Source organism: Pseudomonas sp. Root401, assembly GCF_001425105.1.
Lineage (GTDB): Bacteria > Pseudomonadota > Gammaproteobacteria > Pseudomonadales > Pseudomonadaceae > Aquipseudomonas > Aquipseudomonas brassicacearum.
In genome coordinates this window covers 333,388-346,865 of the sequence record NZ_LMDO01000012.1, presented here as the reverse complement: position 1 = coordinate 346,865, position 13,478 = coordinate 333,388, and the positions used below count along the sequence as shown (strand labels likewise).

Below are 13,478 nucleotides of genomic sequence, written 5' to 3'. Positions count from 1 at the left end.
GGGCTCCGATTGCTTATTGGGCAGGGCTGGATGGGGGGACGACGACGGCGCTGCGCACGGCGCGCACATCGAGGCTGATCTGGTATTCGGTGTATTCGCGCGCCGGGACATTCATCACCGTGCGCCACAGCGACTGGTCCAGCTCGCGATAGCCCACCAGTATTCCGATATGCCGCGTGGCCGGGTCGAGGTCGCGTTGCAGGCTCAGTTGCTGGCCGGGCTGGATCAGCACTTCGTCCTGGTCGATCAGGTCGGCGCCCAGCGTGGCCTGGGCCCGTTCGGCGAGGGCGAAATAATCGGCACGGCCGAAGGTGGCGGCATTTTTCAGTTCGAAAATGCGCACCCGAACCGGGGCCGGCTGGCCGGTGGCGCCGGGGTTGAGGCCGGCAATGGCGTGAAAGTGCAGCTCGATGGCGGCGGTGTCGGCCTCAGCTTCTTCGGGCTGGGGGTTGGCCGCATCCTTGGCGCACGCCGTCAGCAGAAGCGCGGTGGCGACTGCGAGTAAAAACCTGGGAATCATCCTGCGTCCTCAATGACGTTTGAGCTATCCGTTGTGTGCCGATCAATCTTGTTATGGGACGGCGCCGCTTAGCGGCGTCGCTGTCGCGTACTGTGTTCTTCGTAGGCGCGGCTGAACTCGCGACCGAACAGGTCCTGGAAATCCTCCTGGGCTTCCCGGGAAATGTTGCTGTAGAGCTCGGTAAACTGCTGCCAGTACTGGGCCTGTCGCGAGCCGCTGAAAATACCCGAGAGCCCACCGGGCTTGGCCATGCGCTCTTCCAGTTGCGCCGGCTCGAAACGCCCCAGCAAATGCTTGATGGCCGCTTCCACGCCGGCCATCACCGCCAATTGGTGGGCCCGCAAGTCATCGAAACTGTCACGCACCGCCGCGTCCGGGGCCATGAACGCCTGGTTGCCGTGGCGCAACAGCAACAACAGGGCTTCATCGACGTTGGGAGCGAATTTCAGCGGGTTGTTTTCCACCGGCTGGATCATCGTCTGCTGGATACGGAACTCACCCTTGAGGCTGCTGCGGGCGCGCAAGACATCGATCAGGCCTTCGACCATCAACCGATAACTGCGCCCGATGCTTTCCATCTGTGCTTCGGCGTTGGCCTTGTCCAGGCGCAACTGGTCCAGCCCGGCACCGCGCAGGAACGCTTGCAGCAAGTCGGGTTGGTTGGCCTCGACCGGGGCGACTGGAGCAACCGGAGCAACCGGAGCAACCGGAGCAACCGGAGCAACCGGAGCAACCGGAGGTGCGACCGGGGGCTCGACGCGGGTGACCGACGCTTCGGGCACGGCTGGCGGCGGCGGTGCAATGATTTCAGCAAAGATGTCGGCGAGCGGGGCTTGCGGGGCAGGCGTCGCGACCGGCTCAACCACCGGCGGTAGCGGCACAGCCGGCGGGGCCACGGGCAGCGGGGCCACTGGCGCGGGCTTGTCGCTGAACGGGTCCCAGTCATCCGGAATCACCGAGGCAGACGGCGGTATAACGGGTTCGACCACGGGCGGCGGGCTCGGCCGGGGAATCGGTGTCGGCGGGCGGAAATCGTGTTGCTCGGCCGGAACATGGTCGGGCTGGGTGGCGGGCGGGACACTGCTCGGGCTCAAGAAATCGAACAGGTCCGGCAAGGTGTCCATGGCCGACCCACCCTGGAAATGCGCAGGCGGAGCCACTTGAATCGGCGATGGCGTATGAAGCGGCGACGGCGTATGCACGGCGGCGCCCTGGCGCCCCATCAAGGCCTCGAAACTGCTGGGCGATTCGGCAAACGGGTTGCTGTCGGTGACCGGCAGGCTGAAATCGACGCGCGCCTGGATTTCATAATCACCGATGCGGATCACTTCACCGTCTTGCAGGGGTTCGCTGTTGCCCTTGCGCAGGCGAACACCAGCCTTGACCAATTCCACACCATTAGTACTGTTATCAGTTAAATAATAACGCCCGTCTTTGTATTGGATGACGCAATGTTTGCCGGAAACCAGGCGTTCAGGGTCAGGCAATACCCAGTCATTATCGGAATTACGGCCAATTGCCATCACCCCCTGGTCCATGGACTTCTCAGAACACTGGCCTGGGGTAATCTTGTGATAACTAGTGATAGTCAAACACAGCGGCATCTTGCCTCCTTGCTGAATACATCGCGCGCGGGCGGGTGAAGTGAGGATTCGGACCCTGACTACCCACCAACAACCTTGCCAACCACCGCGAAACGGCTTTTTGCCAGCATGATTGCTGATCATAACCGCCTTGCGTGACAAAAACCCCACGTCAGTTGCTGCTTCGACCGATGGGTCGAGCAGGCTGTTAAGCGCATCACAACTGTTACATAGGGGCTACACTGGTGAAATAGCTTACCTTGACAAGCGATAAGTACTACACCAAAAATGCACAACTTCTTGAATATAGATGATGGCACTTTAAAATCACTTAAGATTTAAAAGGCCATTACCGTCAAGGAACATGTGAGTTTCATCCGAAACTTGCGTGTGAACTGCCCGACTTCTTCAGCGGGTGATAGGGAGATCGATCCAAGTGGATGTGCCTTTGTTGCTCGCCGCCGTTTCCGCGACTTCGCCGTGTGGTGAGGATCTGGAATATGACGCGGACTTCTTGCGTCTGGAACGCGACTCCCGGGGTCAGCCCGAACGCAGCATGGGCGATTCGATCCTGCCTGCCGAACCTCCTGAATGGCGCAGCATCCAGCAGCAGAGCCTGGACTTGCTGCAACGCAGCAAAGACCTGCGCATCACCCATTTCCTGTTGCAAAGCTCCCTGGCCCTCGAAGGCCTGCCGGGCATGGCCCGTGTGCTGACGCTGATCAGCGAACTGCTCAAGCAATACTGGGCCGAGTTGCATCCGCGCCTGGACGCCGATGACGACAACGACCCCACCGTGCGCATCAATGCCCTCGCCGGCCTGACGTCCGACGTCACCATTCGCCTGCTGCGCGAAAGCATCCTGGCCCGCTCGCGGACCTTCGGTGCCGTCAGCCTGCGCGCCGCCGCCAACGCCAGCGGCCTGCAAAGTTTCCCGGATGAAAACCTCGGCGCCGAACAGCTCGCCGGGGCTCTGCTCGACAGCGACCCCGAGCAGTTGGAAATCACCCGTGCCGCCCTGCTCGAAGCCCGCAGCGCCGCCGAAGCCATCGAACAACAGGTCAGCGACCAGGTCGGTTCCGCCCAAGGCGTGGACCTTGGCCCGCTGAAGCAACCGCTGAAGATGGCCCTGCAGATTCTCGGCCAGTTCGCCCCGCAGAGCGGCGACAGCGCCTTGTCCGATCCGATCAGCGACGACAGCGCCGCGCCAACGGAATATGCCAGCGCGCCAAGCACACCGCGCAACACCAGCACGAGCAGCGTCAGCGGCGAAATCAACAACCGCGACGACGTGCTGCGCAGCCTGGACCGGATTCTCGCTTACTACACCCGTCATGAGCCCTCCAGCCCGCTGCCGGTGCTGTTGAACCGGGCCAAGAATCTGGTGCACGCGGACTTCGCGGCCATCGTGCGCAACCTGATTCCCGACGGCATGAGTCAATTTGAAAACCTGCGCGGCCCAGACAGCGAATAAAAAGCGAACGGATCACGCAGTCACGTCACCGGTACCCCCGATGACGCCAACACCGTCGCTCAAGCGACCAGGAGCAGCAACGTGGCGAAGCAAAGTTCTCAGAAATTCATCGCGCGCAACCGCGCGCCTCGAGTGCAGATCGAGTACGACGTCGAGCTCTACGGCGCCGAGAAAAAGGTCCAGTTGCCCTTCGTCATGGGCGTGATGGCCGACCTCGCCGGCAAGCCCGCCGAGCCTCTGGCAGCGGTGGCTGATCGCAAGTTCCTCGAGATCGACGTCGACAACTTCGACTCGCGCCTCAAGGCCATGCAGCCGCGCGTGGCGTTCCATGTGCCTAACGAACTGACCGGCGAAGGCAACCTGAGCCTGGACCTGACGTTCGAAAGCATGGACGACTTCAGCCCGGCGGCCGTGGCCCGCAAGGTCGACTCGCTGAACAAGCTGCTCGAAGCGCGCACCCAGTTGGCCAACCTGCTGACCTACATGGACGGCAAGACCGGCGCCGAAGAAATCATCATGAAGGCGATCAAGGACCCAGCGCTGTTGCAGGCCCTGGCGAGCGCGCCGAAGCCAGCACAGGACCAATGACCATGACAGACAATTCAGCTCGCAGCCCTTTAGAAAGTCAGGTGCAAAACCTGGGCGCAACCGAAGAAACCAGCGAGTTCGCGTCCCTGCTGCTGCAAGAATTCAAACCCAAGACCGAGCGCGCCCGCGAAGCCGTCGAAACGGCCGTACGCACCCTGGCCGAACAGGCCCTGGCGCAGACCGACCTGGTGTCCAACGACGCCATCAAGTCGATCGAATCGATCATCGCCGCCATCGACGCCAAGCTCACCGCCCAGGTCAACCAGGTCATCCACCACCCCGACTTCCAGCAACTGGAAAGCGCCTGGCGTGGCCTGCACTACCTGGTCAACAACACCGAGTCCGATGAGCAGCTCAAGATCCGCGTGCTCAACGTCTCCAAGACCGACCTGCACAAGACCCTGAAGAAATTCAAGGGCACCGCGTGGGACCAGAGCCCGATCTTCAAGAAGATGTACGAAGAAGAATACGGCCAGTTCGGCGGCGAGCCTTACGGCTGCCTGGTAGGCGACTACTACTTCGACCAGTCGCCACCGGATGTCGAGCTGCTGGGCGAACTGTCGAAAGTCTGCGCGGCCATGCACTCCCCGTTCATCGCTGCGGCATCGCCGACCGTGATGGGCATGGGCTCGTGGCAGGAACTGTCGAACCCGCGCGACCTGACCAAGATCTTCACCACTCCGGAATACGCCGGCTGGCGCTCGCTGCGTGAATCGGAAGACTCGCGCTACATCGGCCTGACCATGCCACGCTTCCTGGCGCGCCTGCCGTACGGCGCCAAGACCGACCCGGTGGAAGCCTTCGCCTTCGAAGAAAACACGGACGGCGCCGACAGCTCCAAGTACACCTGGGCCAACGCCGCTTACGCGATGGCGGTGAACATCAACCGTTCGTTCAAACACTTCGGCTGGTGCTCGCGCATCCGTGGCGTGGAGTCCGGCGGCGAAGTGGAAAACCTGCCAGCCCACACGTTCCCGACCGACGACGGTGGCGTGGACATGAAGTGCCCAACCGAAATCGCCATCTCGGACCGCCGTGAAGCGGAACTGGCGAAGAACGGTTTCATGCCGCTGCTGCACAAGAAAAACACCGACTTCGCCGCGTTCATCGGCGCCCAGTCGTTGCAGAAACCGGCCGAATACGACGACCCGGACGCCACCGCCAACGCCAACCTGGCCGCGCGCCTGCCGTACCTGTTCGCCACTTGCCGTTTCGCCCATTACCTCAAGTGCATCGTGCGCGACAAGATCGGTTCCTTCAAAGAGAAGGACGAGATGCAGCGCTGGTTGCAGGACTGGATCCTCAACTACGTCGACGGTGACCCGGCGCACTCCACCGAGACCACCAAGGCCCAGCACCCGTTGGCTGCAGCCGAAGTGATCGTCGAAGAAGTCGAAGGCAACCCGGGGTACTACAACTCCAAGTTCTACCTGCGCCCGCACTACCAGCTCGAAGGACTGACCGTGTCGCTGCGCCTGGTATCGAAACTGCCGTCGGCCAAGGGCGCATAACACCGACCTTGATGTGATCGTTCCCACGCTCTGCGTGGGAACGCCGCCCGGGACGCTCCGCGTCCCAGTGACGCGGAGCGTCACCAGATGCGTTACCACGCAGAGCGTGGGAACGATCAACAAAACACAATGTGGTAGAGACCACACAGGGAGAAAACATGGCTGTTGATATTTTCATCAAGATTGGCGACATCAAGGGCGAGTCCATGGACAAGGCCCACAAGGACGAGATCGATGTCCTGAACTGGAGCTGGGGCATGTCCCAGTCCGGCAACATGCACGTGGGCAGCGGCGGTGGTGCGGGCAAGGTCAACGTCCAGGACCTGTCCCTGACCAAGTACGTCGACAAGGCGTCGCCAAACCTGATGATGCACTGCGCCAGCGGCAAGCACATCGACAAGGTCAAGCTGACCGTGCGCAAGGCCGGCGGTGAAAGCCAGGTCGAGTACATGATCATCAACCTGGAAGAAGTGCTGGTCACGTCCCTGAGCACCGGCGGCTCGGGCGGCGATGATCGCCTGACCGAAAACGTCACCCTGAACTTCGCCAAGGTGCTGGTGGACTACCAGCCACAGAAAGCCGACGGCACCAAGGAAGGCGGTCCGGTCAAGTTCGGCTGGAACATCCGTCAGAACGTCAAGGTGTAATCGAACACGCCCCCGGTGCCACGCGCCGGGGGTGTTTGGTGCTTGCTCGCAACCATTCCTTTCCCTTCCGGTGTCTGAGCCATGGCCAAGCCCTCGTTTATCAATCTGTGGAAAGCCTATTCCGATTTGCTGGTGACCTATCCCGACGCGAAACCTTGCGACGGTCCTTGGGCAAACCAATGCGCGATTCGCATGAGCATCACGCTCAACACCGAGCTGACCGTCAAAGTCAACAAGTCCACCTACACCGAACCCAAGTGCGTCCATGGGCATGCACGAGGGGCCGAGTCATTGGCAAATTGGCTGTGGAAACATCATCTGGGTCGCCCGTTGATCCTCGGCGGAACTGCCGCGGACCGACGCAAGCTGCAAGACAAGACTGGCCTGATTTTCTTCAAGGATTGTTTCCAGCAAGTGGGAGAGGCCTCGGAAGGTCGCACCGGCGATCATATCGACCTCTGGAACCGTGGCCTAACCCTCGGGTATGACGATCCGGCCTATCGATCCCGAGCGATCTGGTTCTGGGAGCTCGTATGATCAAGACTCACTGCGCGATATGGGTGGTCTGCCTATTGACCAGCCTGACCGCCTGTGCCCAACAGCAATCCCCGTCGACAACGGCCCCCGTAGCGGTGGAGCAGGTCGTCTCGATGGGCGGGCAAACGTTGAGGCTGGAAAACGACCAGGCGCGCTGCGCGCTGCGCAAGCCCGACCAGACCCTGATGCCACTCGACTTGGCTTGGCCCTGCCAGTTCACGGTCGATCGACAGGGCAAACCCCACGTCGAGACCTTCGGTAAGGTGCCTATTGTCATCGTTGTCCATGTATCTGCTGGCCCCCATAACAATCAAGAATGTCGCTCCGAATACCGCGCCGTGCGCCAGATCAATGGGCAGCTCGAGCCCTCGGTTATCGCGCGCAACGCCAGTTGCATGCGCGGCACAGGTGACCAGAAGAATTACACGGGCCTTTTCACTTGGTAACCGAAATCGCCACCCGCGATCGCCTTCAACCGTCCCTGCTGGACCGGTTGACCGACGACGATCCGACCAACCCGAAGGAAAGCGCCGACAAGCGCGTGCTCTCCCTGACCCAATTAAAAGCCTCGGTGCTGCGTGACCTGGCGTGGCTGCTCAACACCACCTCATTGCTCAGCGCCGATGCCACGTTGCATACCCCGGCGGGCACCTCGGTGGTGAATTTCGGGCTGCCGGCACTGGCCGGCAACAGCGCGTCGAACGTCGATGTCTCGGCCCTGGAAACCTTGATCCACCAGGCCATTGCCACCTTCGAACCGCGAATCCTGCGCCACACCCTGCGGGTGCGCGCCCGAGCGACGGCCGAGATGAACCACAACGCGTTGAGTTTCGAGATCGAAGGCGACCTCTGGGCGCAGCCGGTGCCGCTGCGCCTGATGCTGCAAACCGACCTGGACCTGGAAACCGGCCATGTGCGCGTGGTCAACGCCGACCAGCGGAGACGCTCATGAACCCACGCCTGCTGGAGCTGTACAACCAGGAACTGCACCACGTGCGCGAAAGCGCGGCGGAGTTCGCCAAGGAATACCCGAAGATCGCCAGTCGGCTGACGTTGTCCGGCATGGACTGCGCCGACCCGTATGTCGAGCGCCTGCTGGAAGGCTTCGCCTACCTGACGGCGCGGGTGCAGCTCAAGCTCGACGCCGAGTACCCGACCTTCACCCACAACCTGCTGGAAATCGCCTACCCGCATTACCTGGCGCCGACGCCGTCGATGACCGTGGTGCAATTGCAGGCCGACCCGGACGAAGGCTCGCTGAGCAGTGGTTTCCCGCTGCCGCGCGATACGGTCCTGCGTGCCGCCCTGGGGCGTGAAACCCAGACCTGCTGCGAGTACCGCACCGCCCACGCGGTGACGTTGTGGCCGTTGCAGGTCAGCCAGGCCGAGTACTTCGGCAACCCGTCCGCCGTGCTCGGGCGCCTGGCCGCCAGCGAACCGAAAGCCAAGGCCGGCCTGCGCATCACACTGCGCACCGGCGCCGAGCTGCCGTTCAACAGCCTGGCCCTGGACAACCTGCCGCTGTACTTGAGCGGTGCCGACGAACAGCCTTTCCGCCTCTACGAACAATTGCTGGGCAATGCCTGCGCGGTGTTCGCCCGCAAGCCCGGCGGCGACTGGGTGGAGCGGCTGCCGCAGGATGCGTTGCGCTCGCGCGGCTTCGACGATGCCGACGCCGCGCTGCCGGTGGTGCCGCGGGCCTTCCAGGGCTATCGCCTGTTGCAGGAATACTTCGCCCTGCCCCACCGTTTCCTGTTTGTCGACTTCACCCAGTTGAGCCGCGCGGTCAAGCGTTGCGACGGTCAGGAACTGGAGCTGATCGTGCTGTTCGACCGTCACGATCCGAGCCTGGAAGGCAGCGTCGGCGCTTCGCAGTTCCTGCCGTTCTGCACCCCGGCCATCAACCTGTTCCCCAAGCGCCTGGATCGCATTCACTTGTCGGATCGGGTCAACGAACACCACGTGATCGCCGACCGTACCCGGCCGATGGATTTCGAAGTGCATTCGCTGAACGGCCTCACCGGCCACGGCACCGGGCCGGAGCAACCGTTCCTGCCGTTCTACGCGGTGCGCGATCCGTCCCGTTATGGCCGCGACCAGGCCTACTACACGGTACGGCGCGAACCGCGCGTGCTGTCCAGCGACCAGCGGCGCAACGGCCCGCGCTCGACCTACATCGGCAGCGAAACCTTCGTCAGCCTGGTGGACAGCCAGCAAGCGCCCTATCGCCACGACCTGCGCCAACTGGGCGTGACCGCGCTGTGCACCAACCGCGACCTGCCGCTGTTCATGAGCGTGGGCAACGGCAAGACCGACTTCACCCTCGCCGACAGTGCGCCGGTTGGCGCCGTGCGCTGCGTGGCCGGGCCCAGTCGCCCACGGGCCAGCCACGCCCACGACGCCAAGGCCTGGCGGCTGATCAGCCAGTTGTCGCTGAACTACTTGTCGTTGAGCGAACAAGGCCAAGGCGCAGCCGCCCTGCGTGAACTGCTGCGCCTGTACGGCGACAGCAACGACGCGGCGCTGCAGTTGCAGATCGAAGGCCTGCGCGAAGTCAGCAGCAAAGCCTGCACCCGGCGCTTGCCGATGCCCGGCCCGATCGTGTTTGGTCGAGGCCTGGAAATCACCCTGGAATTCGATGAAAACGCGTTTCGCGGCACCGGGGTGTTCCTGCTCGGCGCGGTGTTCGAGCGCTTCCTGGCACGCTACGTGTCGATCAACAGTTTTACCGAGACGGTGATCCGTACCACCGAACGCGGCGAGATCATGCGATGGAAAGCCAAGCCCGGACGTCGTCCGACCCTGTGAGTACCCTGGAGGCGATGCACCAGGAGCCCTGGGAATATGACTTCTTCCAGGCGCTGCGACGCATCGAGTGCGAATCCCCCGAGCTGCCGCGCCTGGGCCATTCCCTGCGCCTGGCCGATGACCCGTTGCGCCTCGGACAACGGGCCGAATGCACCTTCGCCCCGGCCACCCTCGCCTCGGTGCAACCGGGCAGCGACGGTGCGCCGGCGCGCCTGGAGCAATTTTTCTTCGGTCTCGGCGGCCCCAACGGCCCGATGCCGCTGCACATCACCGAATACGTGCGCGAACGCCAGCGCAACAACGCCGACAGCACCAGCAAGCGCTTCCTCGATGTGTTCCACCATCGCCTGCTCAGCCTGTTTTATCGGGCCTGGGCCGAAGCGCGGCCAACGGTCAGCCATGATCGCCCGGACGATGACTATTGGTCGGCGCGCCTGGCCGCCCTCAGCGGCCGGGGTATGCCGAGCCTGCTCAACCAGGGGCTGATCCCCGACACGGCGAAGCTGCACTACAGCGGCCACCTGGCGGCGCAAACCCGCTACCCGGACGGTTTGAAGGCGATCCTCGGTGAGTACTTCGGCCTGCCGGTGGAGATCGAAGAGTACGTCGGCCAATGGCTGGAACTGCCCGAACGCAGCCGCGTCGGGGTCAGCGCTCACCAATTGGGCGTGGACTTCTGCCTGGGCCGCTTCGTGTGGGATCGCCAGCACAAATTCCGTATTCGCCTGGGGCCACTCAAGCTCGTTGACTACATGGGCATGCTGCCCGGCAGCCAACCGTTCAACGAGCTGGTGGCCTGGGTCGCCGAATACCTGGGCCATGAACTGGACTGGGACCTGAACCTGGTCCTGGAACAACCCGAAGTCCCGACACTGCAACTCAATGGGCGTTTCCGCCTGGGTTTCAACACCTGGCTGGGCCGTCCCGAAACAGATGCCAACGATTTAATACTGGCCCGGCATTATGCCGAACAGGCCAACACCTCACAGACCTCAAGGAGCCATGAGCATGGGTGAAATCAGTCGCGCCGCGTTGTTCGGCAAACTCAACAGCGTGGCCTACAAAGCCATTGAAGCCGCCACCGTGTTCTGCAAATTGCGCGGTAACCCTTATGTGGAACTGGCCCACTGGTTTCACCAGTTGCTGCAACTGCAGGACTCGGACCTGCACCGCATCATCCGCCAGTTCAACATCGAGCCGGCGCGCCTGGCCCGTGACCTGACCGAAGCCCTGGACCGCCTGCCACGGGGTTCGACGTCGATCACCGACCTGTCGTCCCACGTCGAAGAAGCCGTGGAACGCGGCTGGGTCTACGGCAGCCTGATGTTCGGCGAAAGCCAGGTGCGCACCGGTTACCTGGTGCTGGGCATTCTCAAGACCCCGAGCCTGCGCCACGCGCTGCTGGGCCTGTCGTCGGAGTTCGACAAGGTCAAGGTCGAAGCCCTGAGCGAACGCTTTGACGAATACGTCGGCGACTCGCCGGAAAACGCCCTGACCGCCAGCGACGGCTTCAATGCCGGTGCCGTGCCGGGCGAAGCCAGCGGCGCCATGGCCCCTAGCGCCATGGGCAAGCAGGAAGCCCTCAAGCGCTTTACCGTCGACCTCACCGAGCAGGCCCGCAGCGGCAAGCTCGACCCGATCGTCGGCCGTGACGAAGAGATCCGCCAACTGGTGGACATCCTCATGCGCCGCCGGCAGAACAACCCGATCCTCACCGGTGAAGCCGGCGTGGGCAAGACCGCCGTGGTCGAAGGCTTCGCCCTGCGCATCGTCGCCGGCGACGTACCACCGGCCCTCAAGGACGTGGAACTGCGCAGCCTTGACGTGGGCCTGTTGCAGGCCGGCGCAAGCATGAAAGGCGAGTTCGAACAGCGCCTGCGCCAGGTCATCGAAGACGTCCAGGCCTCGCCCAAGCCGATCATCCTGTTCATCGACGAAGCCCACACCCTGGTGGGTGCCGGTGGCGCCGCCGGCACGGGCGACGCGGCCAACCTGCTCAAGCCGGCGTTGGCCCGTGGCACCTTGCGCACCGTGGCCGCCACGACCTGGGCCGAGTACAAGAAGCACATCGAAAAAGACCCGGCCCTGACCCGCCGTTTCCAAGTGGTGCAAGTGGCCGAGCCGTCGGAAGACAAGGCCCTGCTGATGATGCGTGGCGTGGCCTCGACCATGGAAAAACACCACCAGGTGCAGATCCTCGACGAAGCCCTGGAAGCCTCGGTCAAGCTGTCCCACCGCTACATTCCCGCGCGCCAGCTGCCGGACAAATCCGTGAGCCTGCTGGACACCGCCTGCGCCCGCGTCGCCATCAGCCTGCACGCCGTACCGGCCGAAGTGGACGACAGCCGTCGGCGCATCGAAGCGCTGGAAACCGAGCTGCAAATCATCGCCCGTGAACACGCGATTGGCGTGGTCATCGGCAGCCGCCAGACCCAGAGCGAAACCCTGCTGAGCGCCGAGCGCGAACGCCTGGCCGAGCTGGAAGGCCGCTGGGCCGAAGAGAAAACCCTGGTGGACGAACTGCTCGCCACCCGCGCCACCCTGCGCGAGCGCGTTGGCGTGGTGGACAGCGAAGACAACAGCGAAGCTTCTGACAACGAAAGCCACCAACTGCGTGAGAAACTGGTGGACCTGCAACAGCGCCTGACCGCGCTGCAAGGCGAAACCCCGCTGATCCTGCCGACCGTGGATTACCAGGCCGTGGCCTCGGTGGTCGCCGACTGGACCGGTATCCCGGTGGGCCGCATGGCCCGCAACGAACTGGAAACCGTGCTCAACCTCGACCAGCACCTGAAGAAACGCATCATCGGCCAGGACCATGCCTTGCAGATGATCGCCAAGCGCATCCAGACCTCCCGCGCCGGCCTCGACAACCCGAGCAAGCCGATTGGTGTGTTCATGCTTGCCGGCACTTCCGGCGTGGGCAAGACCGAAACCGCCCTGGCCCTGGCCGAAGCCATGTACGGCGGCGAGCAGAACGTCATCACCATCAACATGAGCGAGTTCCAGGAAGCCCACACCGTGTCGACCCTCAAGGGCGCGCCACCGGGCTACATCGGCTATGGCGAAGGTGGCGTGCTGACCGAAGCCGTGCGGCGCAAACCGTACAGCGTGGTGTTGCTGGACGAGGTGGAAAAGGCCCACCCGGACGTGCATGAGATTTTCTTCCAGGTGTTCGACAAAGGCGTGATGGAGGACGGCGAAGGCCGGGTGATCGACTTCAAGAACACCTTGATCCTGCTGACCACCAACGCCGGCACCGAGTTGATTGCCCAGGTCTGCAAAGACCCGCAGAACGTGCCCGAGCCGGAAGAAATCGCCAAGGCCCTGCGCCAACCGCTGCTGGAGATTTTCCCGCCGGCCTTGCTGGGCCGCCTGGTGACGATCCCGTACTACCCGCTCAGCGACGAGATGCTCAAGGCCATCACCCGCCTGCAACTCAACCGCATCAAGAAGCGCGTGGAAAGCACCCACAAAGTCGCCTTCGACTACGACGACGCGGTGATCGATTTGATCGTCTCGCGTTGCACCGAAACCGAAAGCGGCGGGCGCATGATCGACACCATCCTGACCAACAGCCTGCTGCCGGACATGAGCCGCGAGTTCCTGACCCGCATGCTCGAAGGCAAGGCTTTGGCCGGGGTGCGGATCAGCGCCGTGGATAACGAATTGCAGTACGATTTCAGCGACGCGGCCTGACCTGACAGGAACACAGTCACTCCTGTGGAAGATACCCCTGTGGGAGCGAGCCTGCTCGCGATAGCGGAGTTACATTCAACATCAATGTTGACTGACACACCGCTATCGCGA

The 13,478-nt window shown here is 62.9% G+C and carries 12 protein-coding genes; 10 read left to right on the top strand and 2 right to left on the bottom strand.

Annotated features, from left to right (window positions below; all coding sequences use genetic code 11):
- Positions 1-13 precede the first annotated feature (13 nt).
- Positions 14-520: a type VI secretion system lipoprotein TssJ gene (gene tssJ / locus ASC85_RS11475; protein ID WP_057449405.1), complete on the bottom strand. Its 507-nt coding sequence runs from the start codon at positions 518-520 to the stop codon at positions 14-16.
- 68 nt (positions 521-588) lie between these two features.
- Positions 589-2,124, bottom strand: a complete 1,536-nt coding sequence (tagH, locus tag ASC85_RS11470; RefSeq protein WP_057449404.1) for a type VI secretion system-associated FHA domain protein TagH — start codon at positions 2,122-2,124, stop codon at positions 589-591.
- A gap of 415 nt (positions 2,125-2,539) precedes the next feature.
- Here tagH and tssA point away from each other — a divergent pair, with 415 nt between their 5' ends.
- The 10 genes from tssA to tssH all read left to right on the top strand — a co-directional run bounded on the left by tssA (position 2,540) and on the right by tssH (position 13,367).
- The gene (gene tssA, locus ASC85_RS11465; RefSeq protein WP_057449403.1) at positions 2,540-3,577 is read left to right on the top strand and encodes a type VI secretion system protein TssA; all 1,038 of its coding nucleotides are present in this window, start codon (positions 2,540-2,542) and stop codon (positions 3,575-3,577) included.
- Between the two features lie 81 nt (positions 3,578-3,658).
- Positions 3,659-4,165, top strand: a complete 507-nt coding sequence (gene tssB, locus ASC85_RS11460) for a type VI secretion system contractile sheath small subunit (protein WP_003206923.1) — start codon at positions 3,659-3,661, stop codon at positions 4,163-4,165.
- A 2-nt stretch (positions 4,166-4,167) separates the two neighbouring features.
- Positions 4,168-5,676 (top strand): type VI secretion system contractile sheath large subunit, encoded by a 1,509-nt coding sequence (gene tssC / locus ASC85_RS11455; RefSeq protein ID WP_057449402.1) that lies wholly within the window; start codon positions 4,168-4,170, stop codon positions 5,674-5,676.
- Between the two features lie 158 nt (positions 5,677-5,834).
- Positions 5,835-6,323 carry an Hcp family type VI secretion system effector gene (locus tag ASC85_RS11450; protein ID WP_003206927.1) on the top strand — a complete coding sequence of 163 codons (489 nt, stop codon included), beginning with the start codon at positions 5,835-5,837 and terminating at the stop codon, positions 6,321-6,323.
- Between the two features lie 81 nt (positions 6,324-6,404).
- Positions 6,405-6,860: a type VI secretion system amidase effector protein Tae4 gene (locus ASC85_RS11445; RefSeq protein ID WP_013694574.1), complete on the top strand. Its 456-nt coding sequence runs from the start codon at positions 6,405-6,407 to the stop codon at positions 6,858-6,860.
- Entirely contained in the window at positions 6,857-7,306 is a 450-nt protein-coding gene (locus tag ASC85_RS11440; protein WP_057449401.1) for a hypothetical protein, read from the top strand. Before ASC85_RS11445 ends, ASC85_RS11440 begins: the two co-directional genes overlap by 4 nt.
- A complete protein-coding gene (gene tssE, locus ASC85_RS11435; protein WP_003206934.1) occupies positions 7,300-7,812 on the top strand; it encodes a type VI secretion system baseplate subunit TssE in 513 nt (170 codons plus the stop codon). Before ASC85_RS11440 ends, tssE begins: the two co-directional genes overlap by 7 nt.
- Complete coding sequence (tssF, locus tag ASC85_RS11430; RefSeq protein ID WP_046064494.1) at positions 7,809-9,668, top strand: type VI secretion system baseplate subunit TssF; 1,860 nt, start codon at positions 7,809-7,811, stop codon at positions 9,666-9,668. The genes tssE and tssF overlap by 4 nt, the downstream gene beginning before the upstream one ends.
- Complete coding sequence (gene tssG / locus ASC85_RS11425; RefSeq protein ID WP_057449400.1) at positions 9,632-10,684, top strand: type VI secretion system baseplate subunit TssG; 1,053 nt, start codon at positions 9,632-9,634, stop codon at positions 10,682-10,684. Before tssF ends, tssG begins: the two co-directional genes overlap by 37 nt.
- Positions 10,677-13,367, top strand: a complete 2,691-nt coding sequence (tssH, locus tag ASC85_RS11420; protein ID WP_014340891.1) for a type VI secretion system ATPase TssH — start codon at positions 10,677-10,679, stop codon at positions 13,365-13,367. Before tssG ends, tssH begins: the two co-directional genes overlap by 8 nt.
- Positions 13,368-13,478: the final 111 nt, after the last annotated feature.